Origin of the sequence: Modicisalibacter muralis (assembly GCF_900102945.1) — a bacterium.
Taxonomy (GTDB): domain Bacteria; phylum Pseudomonadota; class Gammaproteobacteria; order Pseudomonadales; family Halomonadaceae; genus Modicisalibacter; species Modicisalibacter muralis.
Genome location: NZ_FNGI01000002.1, coordinates 404,047 through 423,479 on the forward strand (window position 1 = coordinate 404,047; position 19,433 = coordinate 423,479).

General features: G+C 61.7%; 19 protein-coding genes. 6 read left to right on the top strand and 13 right to left on the bottom strand.

Annotated features, from left to right (window positions below; all coding sequences use genetic code 11):
* Window positions 1–39: 39 nt before the first annotated feature.
* Genes BLR92_RS06440 through BLR92_RS06450 form a run of 3 tightly spaced genes read left to right on the top strand, consistent with a single transcriptional unit; the run spans window position 40 to window position 1,639 of the window.
* Window positions 40–567, top strand: coding sequence for a helix-turn-helix domain-containing protein (locus tag BLR92_RS06440; protein WP_089726670.1), 528 nt, complete (start codon window positions 40–42; stop codon window positions 565–567).
* Window positions 564–1,295 (top strand): AzlC family ABC transporter permease, encoded by a 732-nt coding sequence (locus BLR92_RS06445; RefSeq protein WP_089726672.1) that lies wholly within the window; start codon window positions 564–566, stop codon window positions 1,293–1,295. Before BLR92_RS06440 ends, BLR92_RS06445 begins: the two co-directional genes overlap by 4 nt.
* Entirely contained in the window at window positions 1,292–1,639 is a 348-nt protein-coding gene (locus BLR92_RS06450) for an AzlD domain-containing protein (protein ID WP_089726674.1), read from the top strand. Before BLR92_RS06445 ends, BLR92_RS06450 begins: the two co-directional genes overlap by 4 nt.
* 62 nt (window positions 1,640–1,701) lie before the next feature.
* Here BLR92_RS06450 and araD1 read toward each other — a convergent pair whose 3' ends face one another.
* The 5 genes from araD1 to BLR92_RS06475 all read right to left on the bottom strand — a co-directional run bounded on the left by araD1 (window position 1,702) and on the right by BLR92_RS06475 (window position 8,094).
* A complete protein-coding gene (gene araD1, locus BLR92_RS06455) occupies window positions 1,702–2,616 on the bottom strand; it encodes an AraD1 family protein (RefSeq protein ID WP_340148214.1) in 915 nt (304 codons plus the stop codon).
* A 115-nt stretch (window positions 2,617–2,731) separates the two neighbouring features.
* Complete coding sequence (locus tag BLR92_RS06460) at window positions 2,732–4,477, bottom strand: IlvD/Edd family dehydratase (RefSeq protein WP_089726676.1); 1,746 nt, start codon at window positions 4,475–4,477, stop codon at window positions 2,732–2,734.
* Between the two features lie 12 nt (window positions 4,478–4,489).
* Complete coding sequence (gene araH, locus BLR92_RS06465; RefSeq protein WP_089726678.1) at window positions 4,490–5,506, bottom strand: L-arabinose ABC transporter permease AraH; 1,017 nt, start codon at window positions 5,504–5,506, stop codon at window positions 4,490–4,492.
* A 23-nt stretch (window positions 5,507–5,529) separates the two neighbouring features.
* On the bottom strand, window positions 5,530–7,023 hold the full coding sequence (gene araG, locus BLR92_RS06470) for an L-arabinose ABC transporter ATP-binding protein AraG (protein WP_089726680.1): 1,494 nt from the start codon (window positions 7,021–7,023) through the stop codon (window positions 5,530–5,532).
* Window positions 7,024–7,101: 78 nt separating this feature from the next.
* Window positions 7,102–8,094 carry an arabinose ABC transporter substrate-binding protein gene (locus tag BLR92_RS06475; protein WP_089726682.1) on the bottom strand — a complete coding sequence of 331 codons (993 nt, stop codon included), beginning with the start codon at window positions 8,092–8,094 and terminating at the stop codon, window positions 7,102–7,104.
* Here BLR92_RS06475 and BLR92_RS19675 point away from each other — a divergent pair.
* Window positions 8,088–8,261, top strand: coding sequence for a hypothetical protein (locus BLR92_RS19675; protein ID WP_175488740.1), 174 nt, complete (start codon window positions 8,088–8,090; stop codon window positions 8,259–8,261). The two genes, BLR92_RS06475 and BLR92_RS19675, sit on opposite strands and share 7 nt — an antisense overlap.
* Before the next feature lie 97 nt (window positions 8,262–8,358).
* On the opposite strand, the gene BLR92_RS06480 is transcribed toward BLR92_RS19675, so the two are convergent.
* Entirely contained in the window at window positions 8,359–9,549 is a 1,191-nt protein-coding gene (locus BLR92_RS06480; protein ID WP_089726684.1) for an aldose epimerase family protein, read from the bottom strand.
* 160 nt (window positions 9,550–9,709) lie between these two features.
* On the opposite strand from BLR92_RS06480, the gene BLR92_RS06485 reads away from it, so the two are divergent.
* The gene (locus BLR92_RS06485; protein WP_089726686.1) at window positions 9,710–10,657 is read left to right on the top strand and encodes a LysR substrate-binding domain-containing protein; all 948 of its coding nucleotides are present in this window, start codon (window positions 9,710–9,712) and stop codon (window positions 10,655–10,657) included.
* A gap of 1 nt (window position 10,658) precedes the next feature.
* On the opposite strand, the gene BLR92_RS06490 is transcribed toward BLR92_RS06485, so the two are convergent.
* The 5 genes from BLR92_RS06490 to BLR92_RS06510 form a co-directional block, all read right to left on the bottom strand.
* Window positions 10,659–11,588, bottom strand: a complete 930-nt coding sequence (locus BLR92_RS06490) for a Gfo/Idh/MocA family protein (protein WP_089726688.1) — start codon at window positions 11,586–11,588, stop codon at window positions 10,659–10,661.
* A gap of 110 nt (window positions 11,589–11,698) precedes the next feature.
* Window positions 11,699–12,403, bottom strand: a complete 705-nt coding sequence (gene mtgA / locus BLR92_RS06495) for a monofunctional biosynthetic peptidoglycan transglycosylase (RefSeq protein ID WP_089726690.1) — start codon at window positions 12,401–12,403, stop codon at window positions 11,699–11,701.
* 102 nt (window positions 12,404–12,505) lie between these two features.
* A complete protein-coding gene (gene gbdR / locus BLR92_RS06500; RefSeq protein ID WP_089726691.1) occupies window positions 12,506–13,657 on the bottom strand; it encodes a choline metabolism transcriptional regulator GbdR in 1,152 nt (383 codons plus the stop codon).
* Between the two features lie 306 nt (window positions 13,658–13,963).
* Window positions 13,964–14,818 carry an S-formylglutathione hydrolase gene (fghA, locus tag BLR92_RS06505; RefSeq protein WP_089726693.1) on the bottom strand — a complete coding sequence of 285 codons (855 nt, stop codon included), beginning with the start codon at window positions 14,816–14,818 and terminating at the stop codon, window positions 13,964–13,966.
* 54 nt (window positions 14,819–14,872) lie between these two features.
* Window positions 14,873–15,982: an S-(hydroxymethyl)glutathione dehydrogenase/class III alcohol dehydrogenase gene (locus tag BLR92_RS06510; RefSeq protein WP_089726694.1), complete on the bottom strand. Its 1,110-nt coding sequence runs from the start codon at window positions 15,980–15,982 to the stop codon at window positions 14,873–14,875.
* Between the two features lie 139 nt (window positions 15,983–16,121).
* On the opposite strand from BLR92_RS06510, the gene BLR92_RS06515 reads away from it, so the two are divergent.
* Window positions 16,122–17,021: a LysR family transcriptional regulator gene (locus BLR92_RS06515; protein WP_089726696.1), complete on the top strand. Its 900-nt coding sequence runs from the start codon at window positions 16,122–16,124 to the stop codon at window positions 17,019–17,021.
* Here BLR92_RS06515 and BLR92_RS06520 read toward each other — a convergent pair.
* Both BLR92_RS06520 and BLR92_RS06525 read right to left on the bottom strand, forming a co-directional pair.
* Window positions 17,018–17,755: a Crp/Fnr family transcriptional regulator gene (locus tag BLR92_RS06520; protein WP_089726969.1), complete on the bottom strand. Its 738-nt coding sequence runs from the start codon at window positions 17,753–17,755 to the stop codon at window positions 17,018–17,020. The genes BLR92_RS06515 and BLR92_RS06520 overlap by 4 nt on opposite strands.
* Window positions 17,756–17,939: 184 nt before the next feature.
* On the bottom strand, window positions 17,940–19,319 hold the full coding sequence (locus tag BLR92_RS06525; protein WP_089726698.1) for an L-serine ammonia-lyase: 1,380 nt from the start codon (window positions 19,317–19,319) through the stop codon (window positions 17,940–17,942).
* Window positions 19,320–19,433 lie beyond the last annotated feature (114 nt).

Sequence of the window (19,433 nt, forward strand, 5' to 3'; positions counted from 1 at the left end):
GAACGTTCTTTATAAAGAACACTCTCGCAGGACCAAGCCATGGACAAACGCTCGCTAAAGACGCTGGGCAATCACCTGCAAGCCCTACGCCAGGCGCGCGGTTGGTCGTTATCGCAACTGGCGGCGCAGGCGGGGATCGCCAAATCGAATCTGTCGCGCCTTGAGCAGGGCGACGGCAATCCCACGCTGGATACCTTGTGGCGTCTGGCGATGCAGCTCGCGGTGCCCTTCGGCACCCTGGTCGCACCGATTACCGCCACCCTCGGCGAGGATGGCGTCACCGTACAACTGATCGATCAGGGCAAGGACCGACCGGCAGTGGATGCCTACTGGATGCGTTGCGAACCCCACACTCATCGCCGGGCGGAACCGCACTCGCCGGGCACCCGGGAGTTTCTCAACGTGGTCAGCGGCACGCTCACGGCCGGCCCCATAGAGGCGATGAGGCCGTTGGCCGCCGGGGATCGCTTCGATTTCCCTGCGGATCGGCCGCACGCCTATCGCACCGAGACCGAGACCGCGACCTTCTTGTTGACCATCGTCTATACCGGGAGCGACGCCGGATGAGCAGCGAATCGATCCGTCATAACTCATCGGCCTGGCTGACCGGCCTGCGCGAAGCGATACCGCTGCTCGGTGGCTACGTACCGGTGGCGATTTCCTTCGGTCTGGTTGCCACCCAAGCCGGATTCTCCACCTGGGAGATTGTCGCAATCTCGACACTGATCTACGCCGGGGCATCGCAATTCCTGTTCGTCGGCATGGCTGCCGGCGGCGCGCCATTGTGGCTGACAGTCGCCATGACGCTACTGATCAACATACGCCATGTGGTCTATGCCCCCAATCTGGCGCCCTGGCTGACCGGCAGCCGCTGGTGGCCCTGGTTGATGCATGGCTTGACCGATCAGGTCTTTGCGCTGGCCCACACGCGATTGCCACGGATACCGGCGGCGCAACGCCTCGGCTGGTTCACCGGCGCCGCCGTGTTGGCTTGGTCGAGCTGGGTGGGTGGCAGCCTGCTCGGAGCCGTTGCCGGCGAGTGGTTGACCCACCGCTGGCCACTACTCGGCGAAGTGATGCCGTTCGCGCTGCCTGCGCTGTTTCTGGCATTGCTGGCGCCCCGTTTCACGTCGTTTCGCTGGTCCCTGGCCCTGGGCGTCAGCATGGTCGCGGCACTGGCGTTGACGCTGAGCGGACTGACTAGCGTCAGTATTCCTCTGGCGGCGGCCTGCGGCGCTCTGTGTTTCTACGCGGTCAGGCACCGCCCGCGGATCGCCGGAGGAATAGGGTCATGAATGCAGGGATGTGGTTGGCGGTGATGAGCGTCGCATTGGGCACCCTGGCCATGCGGGCGCTGCCGCTGGTGTGGATGCGACGCCGGCTACGCCGCTTTGGCGATGAACCTGGGCTCGATGCCATGCCGCCCTGGCTCGGCGTGTTGGGCCCGTTGATGATCGCTGCCCTACTTGGTGTATCGCTGGCGCCGCAACGCCAGGATCTCGTCGGCTGGCTGGCGACGCTGGTCGGTGTCGCCGCCACGCTGATCGTATGGCGGCGCACCCGCGCCCTGGGCTGGCCGGTGGTGGCCGGCGTTATTGCCTTCGGCTTGGTGGTGATCGTGGCGAGGTTGTGGGGGTAAGTGTCGTACACTCGGGTGGCGGCGTTGACCTCATTGCGGGTCACCCCTTGAATGCTAGTCGTCTAGATTTCTCGCACGACGGGAGGCTCCTGCTCCAGCGTAGCCAAGGAATTGCGCAGTGCCGGCCCGAAGCCACCGGCTTCGATCTCGAAGACGTCGCCCTGCTGGGTACGCACATCGTCACTGAAACTCAGGGTCGCGGTACCGAAGAAATGCACGTGGATATCTCCCGGCCGTCGAAACTGCGCATATTTGAAGTGATGGGCTTCAAGGTTGGCGATGCTATGGCACATGTTGACCTCGCCGGATAGAAACGGCTTTTCCCACAACACGGCATCATTACGGCGAATGCGCGATACGCCACGCACGTCATCGAGGAGTGCGCCAAGACACAGCGCGGGACCAAAGGCGCAGGCGCGCAGCTTCGAATGGGCAAGATACAGATAATTCTCGCGCTCGGTGACATGATCGGAAAACTCATTACCCAGCACGAACCCCAGTCGGCATGGCACGCCTCGATCGTCGATCACGTAAATGCCGGCGATCTCGGGTTCCTCGCCGCCATCCAGCGCGTAACTCGGCATGTTCAGCGTAGCCCCCGGCGCGGCGACGATGCCGCCATCGCCCTTGTAGAACCATTCCGGCTGTACGCCGATCACACCGGACGCCGGCTTGCCGCCTTCCAGCCCCTTGCGAAACATCTTCATCGAATCGGTCAGCGTCTCGGCGTCATTGAGCCGACGGTGCATTCTGTCACGCCCTTCGGCGCTGCCCAGATGCGTCAAGCCAGTGCCCGTGACCAGCAAATGCGCGGGATCGGGGTGATCGATAGGCGATAACAGTCGACCTTGCTCGGCCAGCGTCGTGACATTCACCTTATCGGTGCCGGGCCAATCAGCAACCAGTTCATGCAGCGTCACACCACGCTCGATGGCACCGAGCGCCAGCTTGTAGACGCTATCGATCTCCTCGAGGATGCGTCCTTGTTCCGGCCCCCTCTATCGCGATGACTTGGCGCCTGGCGGCATCGTCGATAGTTTGAAAGAGTTGCATGGCAATGCTCCCGATAACCAAATTGAATCACTCTCGCGCTCAATGCGAGTGGGCAGGAACGTCGGCGCCGCGGCGACCGACCAGAAAATCGAAATCGCAGCCTTCATCGGCCTGTAGCACGTGCTGGATATAAAGCTGACGATACCCCCCATCGCTGGCCAGGGTACGCGAGGCGGCGGTGGGATCGTGTTCTGCCAGTCGCGCCGCGAGTTTCGCGTCGCTGATATCCAGGTGCAGTTTGCCAACGTCGCAGTCGAGTTCGATCCAGTCGCCATCGCGCACCGCTGCCAGTGGCCCACCGGCGGCGGCCTCCGGCGCCACGTGCAGCACCACGGTGCCGTAGGCGGTGCCACTCATGCGCGCATCGGAGATCCTGACCATGTCGGTGACGCCCTGCTCGAGCAGCTTGGCGGGCAAGCCCATGTTGCCGACCTCGGCCATGCCGGGGTAACCCTTGGGCCCGCAGTTGCGCATCACCAGCACGCTGTTGGCATCGACATCGAGCTCGGGATCGTTGATGCGCGTCTTGTAATGATCGAAATTGTCGAATACCACCGCACGGCCACGGTGTTTCATCAATTCTGGGCTGGCCGCCGATGGCTTGAGCACCGCGCCACGAGGGGCAAGATTTCCACGTAGCACGGATATGCCGCCGTCATCGCACAAGGGATTGTCGAGCGGACGTATCACCGCATCGTTGTAAAGCGGCGCATCGGCGACATTCTTCCATAGCGTTTTACCGTTGACGGTCAACGCCTCGCGATGCGGCAACCGCTCGGCCTCGCCAAGGCGCCGCAGCACCGCCGGCAGTCCACCCGCGTAATAGAACTCCTCCATCAGGAAGCGCCCGGAAGGCTGCAGATCGACGATGGTTGGCGTGCCACGCCCGATGCGCGTCCAGTCATCGAGTTGCAGATCGACACCGATACGCCCGGCAATGGCCTTGAGATGCACCACGGCATTGGTCGAACCGCCAATCGCGGCATTCACACGTATGGCGTTTTCGAATGCCTCGCGGGTCAGTACCTTCGACAGGATCAAGCCTTCGTGGACCATCTCGACGATGCGATTGCCGGATAGATGCGCCAGCACATAGCGACGCGAATCGACCGCCGGAATCGCCGCGTTGTGCGGTAGCGAGGTGCCCAGCGCCTCGGCCATGCAGGCCATCGTCGACGCGGTACCCATGGTGTTGCAGCTGCCAGCGGAGCGCGACATGCCGGCCTCCGCCGCCATGAAGTCATGCATCGAGATTCGCCCAGCCTTGACCTGTTCGGAGAGCTTCCAGACCACGGTACCCGACCCGATATCCTTGCCCTGATGCTTGCCGTTGAGCATCGGCCCACCGCTGACCACGATGGTCGGCAAATCGCAGCTCGCCGCTCCCATCAGCAGTGCCGGTGTGGTCTTGTCGCAGCCCACCAGCAACACCACCGCATCCACCGGATTGCCGCGCAGCGACTCTTCGACATCCATGCTCGCCAGGTTACGAGTGAACATCGCGGTGGGCCGCAGGTTGGATTCGCCGTTGGAGAACACCGGAAACTCCACCGGGAAGCCACCGGCTTCGATCACGCCCTGCTTGACGTGATCGGCGACCTTGCGGAAATGCGCGTTGCAGGGTGTCAACTCCGACCAGGTATTGCAGATACCGATGACCGGCCTGCCCTGAAATGCGTGGTCGGGAAACCCCTGATTCTTCATCCAACTGCGGTACATGAAGCCATTCTTGTCGGCACTGCCAAACCACTCGGCGGAGCGCAGCGGGCGTTTGTTATCGGACATCGGATATGGCTCCTAGGCGCGCGTGCGACGGGTCTGCTTCCAACGGTCGAACATCACCGCCAGCAGCAGGATCGCGCCGCGCACCAGGTATTGATAGAAAGTCGGCACATTGAGCAGGCCCATGGCGTTCTGCACGCAACCCATGATCAGCACACCGACCAGCACGCCGGTGATCGACGCCACCCCACCCGAGAGTGACACACCGCCCAGCACGCAAGCCGAGATCACCGCCAATTCCAGGCCCAGAGAGGTATTCGGATCGCCCAACCCCATGCGCGATGTGAGCAATACCCCGGCAATACCGGCAATCATGCCCTGCAGGGCGAATACGGTAATCTTGAGGCGGCGCACGTTGACCCCAGCAAGGCTCGCCGCCTCGGCATTACCACCGGTGGCCAGCACGTTGCGCCCAAAGGCGGTGAGATTGAGCAACACACCGAAAATCACGAAGCAGGCGATCATGGTCCACACCGGCAGCGTCAAGCCGAGAAAGGAAGCACTGCCCAGTTGGAAGAAGCCGGGTACGGTGATCATCACCGCATCACCGCCGGAAGTGATATAGGCCAGGCCGCGCACGAATTCCATGGCCGCCAGGGTGGCGATCAGCGAATTGACGCCAAAGCGCGCCACCACGAAACCGTTGAAGGCGCCCACCGCTCCACCGGCGGCGATCCCTGCCAGCACACCTATGGCCACGCTACCCGAGGTCGACGTTATCACCGCCGCGACGACCCCGGCGAAGGCTACGATCGAGGCCACTGAAAGGTCAACCTCACCCAGCGCCAATACCAGCATCATGGTGGTGGCGATGGTACCGATCAGCGTTACCGAGAGCAGCAGGCCGACGATATTGCGACCGGTCAGAAAGTCGGGCACCAATACCGATAGGCCAATGAACAGCAGAATGAACACGGCAATCAGGCCCGAGGTATCGAGCAGGGTGCGTAGCGCCTTGGGTAGTCCCAGGCGTCCATTCGCCGCGCCGAAATCCGGCTCGGATTGAGCCTTGGCGAGTTTGTCGATAGACATGACGTTTCTCTCTGTAAAAGCGTTCAGGCCGGCAATGCCAGGCCCAGCAAACGTTGGGGGGTAGCTTGCTCACGCGCCACGATGTCGACCAGTTCACCGTCACGCATCACGCCAATGCGGTCGCAAATCGAGCTGACCTCGGCCAGGTCGCTGGAGATCACCACCACGCACTTGCCTTGATCGGCCAGGTCGTAGAGCAACGAATAGATGTCGCGGCGCGCGCCGACATCGATGCCACGAGTCGGTTCGTCCATGACGAACACCTCGATCTCCTCGGCCAGCCAGCGCGCCACGATCACCTTCTGCTGATTGCCACCCGAGAGTGTGCCAATCCGCGCACGCGGTCCCGGTGTCTTGATGCTCAGGCGACGGATGTAGTCATTAGCGTTGCGCGCTTCACGTGCGGAATGACGAAACAACTTCCAGCGTGTGAAGAAACGCCTGCAACTGATGTTGAGGTTATCGGCGACACTGGCCACCGCGAATATTCCCTGCGACTTTCGATCTTCCGGACACATGGCGATACCAGCGCGAATCGCTTCGCGAGGACTTTCGAAGCGGCGCGTTTCGCCCTCGAGACGCACGCTGCCCTCTTCAGCCTTTTCCACCCCACAGACCAAGCGCAGCAATTCGCTGCGTCCGGCGCCGACCAGACCGAATAGCCCAAACACCTCGCCACGACGAACCGCGAAGCTGGCTGGCACTTGCACACCAGGCCCCTTGAGCCCCTCGACCTCGAGCAGCGTCGCGCCATGCTCACGTGAGCGATAGCCGTAAACATCCTCGATCTGGCGTCCGACCATCTCGCTGACCAGAATGTCGTGATCGATGTTTTCCAGGCCAGGGTGGGTATGGATGTGTCGACCGTCGCGAAACACGGTGACCGCGTCGCACATCTCGAAGACCTCTTCCATGCGATGGGTGACATACAGCACTACCCGTCCCTCGTCGCGCAGGCGCTTGACGATGCGCTTGAGGTGCCGGATTTCCTGCACCGAAAGGCTGCTGGTGGGTTCATCGAAGGCGATAATGCGCGTGTCGCGCAGCAGCGCGCGGCCGATTTCGATCATCTGCTGCTGACCGATCGACAGATCGCGAACCTTGATAGCAGGATGAATGCCTTCCTCACCCAGGTCGCTGAGTACCTTGATGGCGCGCTCGCGCAGCACGCGACGGTCGATGAAACCGCATCGTTCGGGCAGTTGCCCAAGCAACAGGTTTTCGGCTACCGACAGGTTGGGCGACAGTGTCAGCTCCTGATAAATGATGGCGATACCCTGGCCCAGCGCCTCACGCTCGTTGGCGAATACGTGACGCTCGCCATCGATCCACAATGCCCCGGCAGCCACCTTGTTGACCCCGCTGAGCACCTTGAGCAGCGTCGATTTGCCGGCGCCGTTCTCGCCCATCAGGGCATGCACTTCACCGGCCTTGACGCCAAAGCTGACGTCATCGAGCGCACGCACGCCGGGGAACTCGACGGTGATGCCGTCGAAGCGAAGATAGGGTTCGGACATACGGGAGACTCCCGATTAACGACTGTCGAAGATACGTGCGCCCTTACCCGAGCCGGGCGCACGACTCATGAATCCGACTTAAAGGCCCATTTCTTCACGAAGCTGACGCCAGTTATCGCGAGTCATCAGCTGACCGGTCGTTTCGGTATTGGCTGGTGGCTTCTCGCCCTCGGTAATCCATTGGTATAGATTCGATGCGCTCTGGTGGCCATGCATGGTCGAGCTGACCGCGACGGTGCCATGAAAGCCGGTAGGCTTCTCACGCTGGAACTCGGCGAAGGCCGCACCCGAGCCATTGATACCCACGCCAATCACCTGATCGGCCGACAAGCCGTACTGCTCGCTGGCACGCACACCGCCCAATACACTTTCTTCATTGAGTGCGTAAATCACCCAATGCTTGAACTCACCATGCTTGGAAAGCACCGGCGAGGCCGCCTTGAAGGCACTGCTGGTATCGGTATTCTGCTGCGGCGCATCGAAGATATTGGCCTTCTTGAAGCCGGCCTCGAGCAGCGCGTCGGTGGCGCCATCGGTGCGATCCTTGGCGGTGGGCAGCTCGTAGTTGGTGATACGCAGCGCAGCGACCTCCTCTGGGTTCCAGCCGCGCGCCTGCATTTCCTTGGCGATTGCTCTGCCGGCCTGCTGGCCGATCTTGTAACCGGACATGCCAAGATGCGGCACTTTTTCCATGGGCTCACCATCGGCACCCAGGAAGCGGTCATCGACAGTCACCACTTTCATATCGTACTTTTCGGCGCGACGCATGATCGCCGGCCCCAGACGCACGTCGGGCGGACAAATGACGAAACCCTGCGCGCCTTGCGAATAAAGATTATCGATGGCACTCAGCACCTGCTGACCATCTTCCCCAGCCATCGACACCACCTCGAAGCCCTTTTCCTCACCTAGCTCGGTGGCCGCTCGTTGTTCGTTGATGAACCAGGCTTGCTCAGGCTTCTTGACGATAAAGCCGATCGTGACATCCTCGGCCGCCTGCGCCGCACCGAGCGATGACAAGGCAAGGCCAGCACCTAGCGCCAGACGTGTAAGGGTGGGGATGAATGACATTGGCGATCTCCTTTGTGCCGTGGGGCATCATTGTTGTTCGGTTGCCGCGTGGCGTGCTTACGCGGTTGACACAGGGTTACGTTATGCAGGCAAGCAATAACCAGCAAATACCTATTTATCAAAATGTTGATACTTATTTTAATATCGATATTGAATGGATGCTGTAAACATGGGCCTGCATGAAACCGCTAGCTCGAAATGAATGCGACTAAAGTCGTCTCGTTATCCCGGCATATTGCCAATCGATAAACAGGCGAGGCATCTTCATTGCCCCGTCTCTTCGCGACTCCGCGTGGAAAATGTGTACACCGTTCGCGAGCGATAGGTTTCCCCGGGCTCGAGAATCGTCGATGGGAAGTTCGCCTGATTGGGCGAATCCGGGAAATGCTGGGTCTCCAGTGCAAAACCCGAGCGATGCTTGTAAGATTCGCCACTCTTGCCGACCAGCGTGCCGGCGAGAAAGTTGCCGGAGTAGAATTGCAGCCCTGACTCTGTCGTTGCTACCTCGAGCACACGCCCGCTGTCGGGCTCCCATACCCGAGCGGCAAGCGCCGGATCGTCGCCCGCTGCCGAGTCACGCCTGAGCACGAAGTTATGATCATAGCCTTGGCCGAATTCCAGTTGCCGGTTGCCCCGGTCGATACGTGCGCCGATCGCCGTCGGCTCCCTGAAGTCGAACGGTGTGCCGGCAACCGGGCGAATCTCGCCGGTGGGAATTAACGTCTCGTCGACTGGAGTAAAGGCATCGGCATTGATCATCAAGCGGTGATCGAGAATGCTGCCACTACCTTCGCCCTCGAGATTGAAATACGTGTGCTGAGTCAGGTTGACTGGCGTCGCTTCGCTGGTCGTTGCCCGATAATCGATGGCCAGTTCGTTGGCATCGGTCAGCGTGTAGGTCACTTGCACATCCAGTCTGCCCGGATAGCCCTCCTCCCCGTCGGCACTGACATAGCTCAATACCAGACCGGCCCCTTCGTGGTTATCGAACGGCTTGGCCTGCCACAGCACCCGGTTGAATCCCTTGTCGCCACCATGCAGATGATTGGGGCCGTTGTTGGTCGCAAGCTCATAGGTCTCGCCATTCAACGAGAATTGCCCGCCGGCGATGCGGTTGCCGTAGCGTCCTATCAGCGCGCCGAAATAGGGATTGGACTTGCGGTATGCATCCGAAAGGTAGCCATCCAGCGAGTCGAAACCCAGCACGATATCATCGAACTCGCCCTGCGCATCGAGCGTGCGCAGCGAGACGATGATGCCGCCATAATTGGTAACGCGCATCTCGATGCCATTGGCGTTGGTGATGCGATAGAGGTCGACGTCACGACCATCGGGCAGTTGCCCGAATGTCGAGCGCTCGATGCTCTCGCCCATCTGGGCCTGCGCCACACCCGTTATCAGAACAGCCAGGCCGGCGCCAAACGCCAGCTGAGGGAGAGGAGTGATCCATGACATGAGTGGTGCTCCTGTCTGTCATTCAAGGTGAAAAACCTGTTGCCGTTAACGAAAATCGGGCCTCGAATCACATTAGACACAATGCCAATAACCGACTAATACTCCTTGCTGATAAAAGGCATACCACTTCTATTATCGCTAAACGACAAGGCCTGACAGCATGGGTAGACTCGCCACCGACTGGTTTTTACGCGCACGACTAAAGTTGCGTCATCTGCAATTGTTTCTGGCCTTGGAGGAGCATCGCAACCTGCATCGCGCCGCAGCGAGTCTATCGATGAGTCAGCCGGCTGCCTCCAAGCTGCTCGGCGACCTGGAAACGCAACTCGGCGTGGCGTTGTTCGATCGCCACTCGCGCGGTGTGACACCCAACTGGTACGGCGAGATCATGATTCGCCATGCCCGCAGCATACTTTCGGAATTGCATCACACTGGCGAGGAACTCAACGCCATGCGCCAGGGCAATGCCGGGGTGGTGGCGGTGGGTACGGTGATGGCGCCGGCGGTAACGATCCTCGCCAGCGCCATCGAACACGTGCATCGCGATCTGCCGGGGCTCAAGGTGCGTGTCGATGTCGATGTCAGCAAGGTGTTGATACCGCGATTGATGGAGGGTGAGTTCGACTTCGCCATCACCCGCATTCCGGAGGGGTTTCCGGCGGAGCGCTTCGTGTTCGAGGAGATCGGCGAGGAGGATATCTGTATCGTCTGCCGCGAAGGGCATCCGTTAATCGACGTTATGCCGCTGGAATTGGAAAGGCTGGTGACCTATCCGTGGTCGTTGCAACCTCCCGGCGCGCTACTGCGCCAGCGAGTCGACAATCTGTTTTTACACCACGGCGTGCGGCCGCCACGACAGATCGTCGATACACCGGATATCCTGGTATCGCTGGCATTGGTCGACAAGTCCGACTCGCTGACCGTCACCACCCGCCAGGTCGCCGAGATGCTATGCGCGCCGCAGCGCTTTCGCATCCTGCCGTTCAGCGAACCACTCAGCGTTCAGCCTTACGGCTTGGTCAGCCTGCGCGACCAGCGCCTGTCACCCGGCGCCGGCGCGCTGATGTCCACGCTGCGTGAAATCATCCGCCAGCAGGACAATCCTTGACTTACGTCTCGACGAACGCCTCGACGACTTCACGCCGCCCCAACAGAAAAGCATCCGCCACATGGCGCAGCGGCGCGACGTCGACCTCCGAGCGTGACTCGCCGATCAGCTCGGCGAAGCGCGTGTAGAGACTAGGATATTCCTGCTCCGGCGCCTCGTGCTCGAGCCGGCCGTCGATGAACAACTGGCTGCCGCCCTTGGATAGCGTCAAGCGACCGGCATCGGTGTCGACGTGAATGTCCCAGGTCTGCGGGCCGCTCTGCAGGAAGTCGAACTCGGCCTCGATCGGCGCTCCGGCGGCGTCGCTGAAGGCCAGGTTGGCGGCGATCGGCGCCTGGCGATTCTCGGGCACGAAAAGCGTCGCTTCACGCAGAAAAAAGGCGTTGGGTAGGATCCCGGTGACGATCGACAGCGCATTGATGCCGGGGTCGAACACGCCCATGCCGCCGGGCTCCCACAGCCACTCCTGGCCGGGATGCCAGACACGCACGTCTTCCTTCCATTGAATCTCGACACGCTGAATCTCGCGCGCGGCCAGCCACTCGCGCGCCGGTGCCACACCAGGCGCATGGCGTGAATGCCAGGTGGCGAACAGCGTGCGTCCGGCCACCTCGGCCTGGCGGGTCAGGTCCTCCACCTCGCTGAGCGTGGCGCCCGGCGGCTTCTCCAGTAGCACATGCTTGCCCCTGGCCAGCACCAACCGCGCCTGGGCATGACGTACGGTGGGTGGGGTGCACAGCGCCACCGCGTCGAGTTCGGGCGCGCCGTCGAGCATCGCTTCCAGGCTGGCAAAATCCGCGACACCCTCTAGCGAGGCGTTGCGGCTGGCCACGGCGACGAGTTCGAAATCCGGGTTGTTGCCTAGCGCGGGCAGATGCTGGTCGCGGGCGATCTTGCCCAGGCCGACGAGTCCGATCTTGATGGGAGGCATGCTGTTTCGCCTTGTCGTTGAAGGAGTGCTCAACACCTTAACGGCAAGAGCGATGCGCGACCAATGGCGTTTTCCGCAGGTAGCGATACCCGTTTGGTTATCGCGCTGGCTTACAACCGCCGCAGATAGGACACGCCACCGAGTTGATCCATCTGACGGCGTATCCAGGCACTGCGCTGCTGAATATAGCCCGAGGGACTCGATGCACTCCAACCGCGTGGATTGGGCAGGATGGCGGCCAGCCGGCTGGCCTGGAGCGTGCTGAGATCGTCGGCGGAAACGCCGAAATAATGCTGGGCGGCGGCTTCGAGACCGAATACGCCGTCGTCCCATTCGGCAATATTCAAATACACCTCGAGGATGCGCTCCTTGGGCCACAGCAATTCGATCAGCACGGTAAACCAGGCTTCCAGCCCCTTGCGCAGCCAATTGCGACCGGTCCACAGAAACAGGTTCTTGGCGGTCTGCTGGCTGATCGTACTGGCGCCGCGCAGATCCTCACCGGACTGCCAGGCCGAGATCGCCTTGCGTATCTGTTTGAAGTCGAAACCGACGTGCTCGGGAAATTTCTGATCCTCGGCGGCGATCACCGCGAGCTTGGCGGTGTCGGCCAATTGCTCCCACGGGGTCCAGTCGTGGCGGATGTTCAGCGATTCGCCGGCGATCCATGACTGCACCTTGCGCTCGACCATGACCATCGAGCCGAATACCGGCACCACGCGCAGCAGCATCACCAGCACCAGCGAGGCGGCAACGAAACCGAGTACCGCGATCAGCGCGTAGCGCAGCACCCTGCGCGGCCAGCCGTGGGTCATGTGATGGCGCCTTTATCCAGTTGCGAGGGCGCCCAGTATAACAATGCCGCCCTCCATCGGCTGAAGGGCGGCATCAACGGCATTACAACTCGCGTTGTTAGTCTAACGGCACGGCACACTGGCATAGGTCGGCTCGCCCTGCGCCTGCGCCAGCGCCAGTACCGCGCTGGAAACCGGCTCCTGAGCGGTCGGGGTCAGCGACTGACGCACCAGCAGCGAGCCCGCTTCGGGCTCCGACGCGGCGCTACGCGGGTCGCGCGCACCGATCCCCAGGCGCTCGTCGCGCGGCGGAATGCCGAAATATTCCCGATAACACTTGGAAAAATGCGGCGTGGAGACGAAACCGCAGGCCGAGGCGATCTCAATGATCGACATCGGTGTCTGCTTGAGCAACTGGCGCGCGCGGGTCAGGCGCAACTTGAGATAGTAACGCGACGGCGAGCAGTGCAGGTATTTCTGAAACAATCGCTCCAACTGGCGCCGTGACACGTCGACGTAGTTGGCCAGCTCGTCGAGGCCGATCGGCTCCTCGAGGTTGGCTTCCATCAGCGCGACGATCTCGAGCAGCTTGGGCTGGGTGGTTCCCAGCACGTGCTTGAGCGGCACGCGCTGCTGATCCTGCTCGTTGCGCACGCGATCGTAGATGAACATCTCGGAGATACCCGCCGACAGTTCACGACCATGATCGCGGCCGATCAGGTTGAGCATCATGTCGAGCGGCGCGGTGCCACCCGAGGCGGTGAAGCGATCGCGGTCGATGGAGAATAGCCGGGTGGTCAGCGCCACGCGTGGAAAGGCCTCCTGCATGGCGGCCAGGCACTCCCAGTGGATGCTGGTTTCGTAGCCGTCGAGCAGACCGGCCCGGGCCAGCGCCCAACTACCGGTACACACCGCGCCCAGACGCCGTAGCTGGCGCGACTGCGATTGCAGCCAGCCTACGTGTTCGCGGGTCACGCTGCGGCTGGGGCCGACACCGCCGCACACCACCACCCAATCGAGCGACAACGGAATGGCCGTGGAAGCATCCGGCGTGACCTGCAACCCGTCGCTGGCGCGCACGGCCGCGCCATCCTGGCTCAGGGTATACCAGCGGTAAAGCTCGCGGCCGGCCAGCTGGTTGGCCATGCGCAGCGGCTCTATCGCCGATGCCAGCGAAATCAGCGTGAAGTTTTCAAGCAGTAGAAAGCCGAGGGTCTGGGGCACGACGGTCCGCGTGGCCGTCGGTGTGGCGTTGGCTGTCTGAGAAAATGCCATGCGGATCACCTCCTACACGGTGTTGGGTCTCCCTGCGGACGCTATCAGGGATCGTTGTCGTTGTTATGTTTGCGCCTTGACATGTCGTCAGCACTGTCGTTATCGAACAAGTCTGCTGGCAATGTACGCCCTGTGTCGCGTTTTGACATGTGATTTTTGGCTATCAGGACGCAAAAAAGCATTGCCATTGAGCAATGATGTCGCCCATTGATATCTCGGAGTCGCTTCGGATGCTTGCATGAATCCGATACGACGACGCCCCGCTGAGCGAGGCGTCACGTTGGACCGGCAAGAGGCTGAAAACGATCAGGCGGCCTTGAGATGCTTGGCGTGATAGCGCAGATGGTCTTCGATGAAGGTCGCTATGAAGAAGTAGCTGTGATCGTAACCCGGCTGGCGGCGCAGGGTCAGTGGATGATCGCGCTTGGCGCAGGCGGCTTCCAGAAGTTCGGGCTTGAGCTGTTCATCGAGGAAGTTGTCGGCTTCGCCCTGATCGATGAACAGCGGTTGACGCGATGCCCCCTTGGCGACGAGTTCGCAGGCGTCGTACTGCGTCCACAACCCGTGGTCATCGCCCAGGTAGTGCGAGAAGGCCTTTTCTCCCCACGGCACCACGCTGGGATTGACTACCGGGGCGAAGGCGGACACCGAGGCGAAGCGCCCCGGCTGGCGTAGCGCCAGGACCAGGGCGCCATGCCCGCCCATGGAGTGCCCGCTGATCGCCTCGCGGCCGTTGAGCGGGAAGTGCTGACGCACCACCGAAGGCAACTCGTCGTTGACGTAGTCGTACATGCGGTAGTGGCGCGCCCAGGGCTCCTGCGTGGCGTTGACGTAGAAACCGGCACCGGAGCCAAAATCGTAGCTGTCATGCTCGCCGGGCAGATCCAGCCCACGCGGGCTGGTATCGGGGCAAACGATGGCGATACCCAGTTCCGCCGCCAGGCGCTGGGCGCCGGCCTTCTGCATGAAGTTCTCGTCGGTACAGGTCAACCCCGACAGCCACCACAGCAGCGGCACCCGAGCCTCTTCCGCCTGGGGCGGCAGGTAGAGGGAGAAGGTCATCTCACAATCGAGCGCACGGGCATGATGCTTGTAGCGCTTCAGCCAACCGCCGAAACTTTTGGTGGCACTCACCAGTTCCAATGTTTCGGACATGGTCATGGCGTTCTCCTTACATGTGAACAAGCCGTGCGAATGAGGTCGCATAAGCCAGGCTCAATAGTGCAGAACGGAGCGAATGCTCTTGCCCTCGTGCAGCAATTCGAAGGCCTCGTTGATGCTATCGAACGGCAAGTCGTGAGTCACGAACTCATCGATCTTGAGCTCGCCGTTCATGTAGCGATCGACATAGCCCGGCAACTCGCTGCGGCCCTTGACGCCACCGAACGCCGAGCCCTTCCAGACCCGCCCGGTGACCAGTTGGAACGGCCGCGTGGCGATCTCCTCGCCGGCCCCGGCGACACCGATGATCACCGATTCGCCCCAGCCCTTGTGGCAGCATTCCAGCGCCGAGCGCATGACGTTGACGTTACCGATGCACTCGAAGGAGTAATCGACGCCGCCGTCGGTCATGTCGACGATCACCTGCTGGATCGGGTCGCCGTAATCCTTGGGGTTGACCACATCGGTGGCGCCGAATTGGCGCGCCAACTCGAACTTGTCAGGGTTGATGTCGATGGCGATGATGCGGCTGGCCTTGGCCATCTGCGCGCCCTGAATGGCCGCCAGGCCGATACCGCCGAGGCCGAAGATCGCCACCGTCGAACCCGGCTCGACCTTGGCGGTGTTGAGCACCGCGCCGATGCCGGTGGTCACGCCGCAGCCGAGCAGGCAGATCTTGTCCAGCGGCGCCTCGCGCGAGACCTTGGCCAGCGAGACCTCGGGCAGCACGGTGTATTCGGAGAAGGTCGAGGTGCCCATGTAGTGGTGGAGCATCTTGCCGTCGAGCGAGAAGCGCGAGGTGCCGTCGGGCATCACACCCTTGCCCTGGGTGGCGCGTACCGCGCTGCACAGGTTGGTCTTGCCCGACAGGCAGAACTTGCACTGGCCGCACTCGGCGGTATACAGCGGGATGACATGATCGCCCGGCTGGACACTGGTCACACCCTCACCGACTTCCTCGACCACCCCGGCGCCCTCATGGCCGAGAACCGACGGGAACAAGCCTTCCGGGTCCTTGCCCGACAGCGTGAAGGCGTCGGTATGGCAGACCCCGGTGGCGACGATACGCACCAGTACTTCGCCGGCCCTGGGCCCCTCGACGTCGATCTCGGCGATTTCCAGCGGCTTGCCGGCTTCCCAGGCAATGGCGGCACGCGATTTCATCAGGCGTTCTCCTTGTCGATGGCACGATGACGCCGCCCATCGCGGCACGATGAGCAGCGTACAATGGCTTCCAGTTTAGGCAGTGTTGCGGTAATGATAAACGCGGACTGGCTCACAAGATTATTGCCGAGGAGCAACAATGCAACGCTGGGATCGCATCGAAGCCTTTACCGAAGTGGTCAGACTCGGCACCTTCTCCGCCGCCGCGCGGCATCTCAAGGTCTCCAGCTCGCACGTCAGCCGCCTGGTCGGTCAACTGGAGAATCGGCTCGATACCCAACTGCTCTACCGCACCACGCGCCAGACCCGGCTGACCGATGCAGGAGCGCTGTATTACGAGCATTGTCGGCACCTGTTCGATGGCTTCAGCCAGGCCGAAGCGGCACTCAACGACCTGCAATCGAGTCCCCACGGGGTACTCAAGCTGACCTCGGCGACGACGTTCGGCGAGCGCTACATCGCGCCGCTGGTCAACGATTTCCAATGCCTGCATCCGCAGTTGGAAGTGCGCATGCATTTTACCAATCGCCAAGTGGAAGTCATCGAGGAAGGCTACGACGTGGCCATTCGCTTGGGCGTGCTCAAGGACTCGACGCTGGTAGCGCGCCGCCTGTGCGAGCGGCGTGAATACGTCGTCGGCTCAAAGGCCTATTTCGAACAGGTCTCGCGCCCACACAGCCTGGCCGAGCTGGCCAATCACGCCTGCCTGGTAGGCTCGCGGGATTACTGGCTGTTCAGCGACAAGGGCAGCCGCCGCGAAGTGCGGGTGAGCGGTCGCTGCCAGGCCAATTCGGGGCCGGCGCTGCTCGATGCCGCCCTGAAAGGGCTGGGGCTTGCCCAACTGCCCGACTATTACGTCGAGGAGCACCTCGCCAGTGGCCAATTGGTTTCGGTACTCGACAGCTACCAATACAGCGACACGGCAGTCTGGGTGGTCTACCCGCGCCACCGCCACCTGTCACCCAAGATTCGCCAGTTCGTCGACTTTCTGGTCGAGCGCTTCGCCGCCGAGCGGGGTGGCGATCGCGACGCTGGCTAATCGGCAAACAGCGGGCGTACGTTATCGTGAAGGTAGCGGCTGTCGAACTGCGCCACACGCGCCAAGGCGTCGGAGTCGAGCAGCGTAATCTTGTGGCGTTCGCGCAGCACCATCCCTTTTTCGCGAAACGCGCTGAACGTGCGGCTGACGTGCACCGTGCTCAGGCCCAGCGCATCGGCGATCTGTTCCTGGGATAGCGGTAGGCGAAAATGCCCATCGTCGGTAGCGCCGGTCTGCAAGACACGCAGATACATCTCGTACAGAAAATGCGCCAGCTTCTCATGAGCGCTACGCCGGGCGAGGCTGACCAGCCGCTCGGTAAGCAGTGCCTGCTGACGGCTGGCGATCGCGAACAATACCGTGGTCAGTTTGTTCGATTGGCGAATGACCTCGGCCAGCCGACGATGGGGAAAGTGACAGACCACGCCATCGTCGATCATCATCACCCCCGCCAGGCGCTGGGAGAATGCAAACTCGCGCAGGCCGACGATATCGCCCGGCAGAAACACTTCGAGAACCTGCCGGCTACCATCGCCATGATCGCGGTAGGAGTACGCCCAGCCGCGACTGATCGTGCAGAATTCGTTCGCCTTGTCGTTCTCTTGCCATAATGCCTGCCCCGCCCGCACGCTGGTTGGGCTTTTCTCCAGCTCGTGCAAAAGCGACTTCTCGCCACCCGATAGCTCACAAAAGTGTCCAAAATTACGAATGATACAGCTGTCTTGTGGGTTCATGAGCATGCGTTTCCTGTCGGTTAGCGGCAAGCGCTCCAATCCTACTCTCAATGCAACGACAATGAACTCGGCCGCCGCACGGCATTTACAGGATAGCCTCGCATCAAGCGAGTCATTCGGCACGAAAAAACAAAAAAAGGCGCCCATACAGGCGCCCAAAGGGTTGATCGAAAATCAGGAAAATTCAGCACTCGATGGCATTGACCGCCAGTCCGCCGCGCGAGGTTTCCTTGTACTTATCCTGCATATCGGCCCCGGTGTCGCGCATGGTGCGGATCGCCTTGTCGAGCGAAATGAAGTGCTCGCCGTCGCCACGCAGGGCCATCTGCGCAGCGTTGATCGCCTTCACCGAGGCGATGGCATTGCGTTCGATGCACGGCACCTGCACCAGCCCGCCGACCGGGTCGCAGGTCAGTCCGAGATTGTGCTCTAGGCCGATTTCGGCGGCATTCTCGACCTGGCCGGGCGTGCCGCCCATCAGTTCGGCGAGCCCCGCCGCCGCCATCGCGCAGGCCGAACCGACCTCGCCCTGACAACCGACCTCGGCGCCCGAGATCGAGGCATTCTTCTTGCACAGGATACCCACCGCACCGGCAGCGAGCAGGAAGTCGACCACGTCGCGCTCGCTAGCCTCGGGTTGGAATTTCATGTAGTAGCTCAATACCGCCGGGATGATGCCCGCGGCGCCGTTGGTGGGCGCGGTGACCATGCGTCCGCCGGCGGCGTTCTCCTCGTTGACCGCCAAGGCAAAGACGTTGACCCAGTCCATCGCCGAAAACGTCGAGGCGATCAGGCTGTGGCTGCCCTCCATGGCCACCAGGCGACGATGCAGCTCGGCGGCGCGGCGCTTGACGTTGAGGCCACCGGGCAGCACGCCTTCGTGGGCGAAGCCGTTGTCGATGCAATCGCACATTGCCTGCCAGATCGTCCAAAGCCCGTCGCGAATCTCCTGCTCGTCGCGCCAGGCCTTTTCATTGGCCATCATCAACTCGCTGATGCGCAGGCCGTGCATGCGGCACAGCGCCAACAGTTCGGCGGCGCTGTTGAAATCGTAGGGCAGCGTGGTGGTGTCGGTATCGAGATCGCCGGCCTGGGCCTGCTGCTCGTCGATGACGAAACCGCCACCGACCGAATAATAGGTATTGCGGTACAGCTCATCGCTGTGACCATGGGCGATCAGGCGCATGGCGTTGGGATGATGCGGCAGGTTCTCCTCGAGCAACTGCATGTCGCGCACCCAGATGAACGGAATCGCCAGACGGCCATCGAGCATCAGCGTCTGCGCCTCGAGCAGTTCCTCGATGCAGGGATTGATGATCGCCGGATCGATGCGGCTGGGCTGTTCGCCCATCAGTCCCATGATCACCGCGCGATCGGTGCCATGACCGATACCGGTGGCCGATAGCGAGCCGTAGAGCTGAACCTCGACACGCGCCACGCGCTCGAGCAGGTCGCGGCCACGCAGTTCCTCGATGAAGTCGCTGGCCGCGCGCATCGGTCCCACAGTGTGGGAGCTCGACGGACCGACGCCGATCTTGAACAGGTCGAATACACTGATGGACATGGTACCTTCCTCGCCGCGCATCGTTTGCCCATGCCGGCTCGCAGTAAATCAATATCGCTAAAGCGGTCGAAAAACGACTCGAGTTTGACACTAGAGTGGACCGCGGTTATACGA

What these genes read in the sequence shown, in the direction of transcription:
- BLR92_RS19675 (WP_175488740.1), top strand. Translation starts at nt 8,088, where the DNA reads ATGACATTGGCGATCTCCTTTGTGCCGTGGGGCATCATTGTTGTTCGG.
- fghA (WP_089726693.1), bottom strand. Translation starts at nt 14,818, where the DNA reads ATGACCATGTCCGAAACATTGGAACTGGTGAGTGCCACCAAAAGTTTC.
- BLR92_RS06450 (WP_089726674.1), top strand. Translation starts at nt 1,292, where the DNA reads ATGAATGCAGGGATGTGGTTGGCGGTGATGAGCGTCGCATTGGGCACC.
- BLR92_RS06525 (WP_089726698.1), bottom strand. Translation starts at nt 19,319, where the DNA reads ATGTCCATCAGTGTATTCGACCTGTTCAAGATCGGCGTCGGTCCGTCG.
- mtgA (WP_089726690.1), bottom strand. Translation starts at nt 12,403, where the DNA reads ATGACCCACGGCTGGCCGCGCAGGGTGCTGCGCTACGCGCTGATCGCG.
- gbdR (WP_089726691.1), bottom strand. Translation starts at nt 13,657, where the DNA reads ATGGCATTTTCTCAGACAGCCAACGCCACACCGACGGCCACGCGGACC.
- araH (WP_089726678.1), bottom strand. Translation starts at nt 5,506, where the DNA reads ATGTCTATCGACAAACTCGCCAAGGCTCAATCCGAGCCGGATTTCGGC.
- BLR92_RS06485 (WP_089726686.1), top strand. Translation starts at nt 9,710, where the DNA reads ATGGGTAGACTCGCCACCGACTGGTTTTTACGCGCACGACTAAAGTTG.
- araG (WP_089726680.1), bottom strand. Translation starts at nt 7,023, where the DNA reads ATGTCCGAACCCTATCTTCGCTTCGACGGCATCACCGTCGAGTTCCCC.
- BLR92_RS06515 (WP_089726696.1), top strand. Translation starts at nt 16,122, where the DNA reads ATGCAACGCTGGGATCGCATCGAAGCCTTTACCGAAGTGGTCAGACTC.
- BLR92_RS06475 (WP_089726682.1), bottom strand. Translation starts at nt 8,094, where the DNA reads ATGTCATTCATCCCCACCCTTACACGTCTGGCGCTAGGTGCTGGCCTT.
- BLR92_RS06490 (WP_089726688.1), bottom strand. Translation starts at nt 11,588, where the DNA reads ATGCCTCCCATCAAGATCGGACTCGTCGGCCTGGGCAAGATCGCCCGC.
- BLR92_RS06440 (WP_089726670.1), top strand. Translation starts at nt 40, where the DNA reads ATGGACAAACGCTCGCTAAAGACGCTGGGCAATCACCTGCAAGCCCTA.
- BLR92_RS06460 (WP_089726676.1), bottom strand. Translation starts at nt 4,477, where the DNA reads ATGTCCGATAACAAACGCCCGCTGCGCTCCGCCGAGTGGTTTGGCAGT.
- BLR92_RS06480 (WP_089726684.1), bottom strand. Translation starts at nt 9,549, where the DNA reads ATGTCATGGATCACTCCTCTCCCTCAGCTGGCGTTTGGCGCCGGCCTG.
- BLR92_RS06520 (WP_089726969.1), bottom strand. Translation starts at nt 17,755, where the DNA reads ATGAACCCACAAGACAGCTGTATCATTCGTAATTTTGGACACTTTTGT.
- BLR92_RS06445 (WP_089726672.1), top strand. Translation starts at nt 564, where the DNA reads ATGAGCAGCGAATCGATCCGTCATAACTCATCGGCCTGGCTGACCGGC.
- BLR92_RS06510 (WP_089726694.1), bottom strand. Translation starts at nt 15,982, where the DNA reads ATGAAATCGCGTGCCGCCATTGCCTGGGAAGCCGGCAAGCCGCTGGAA.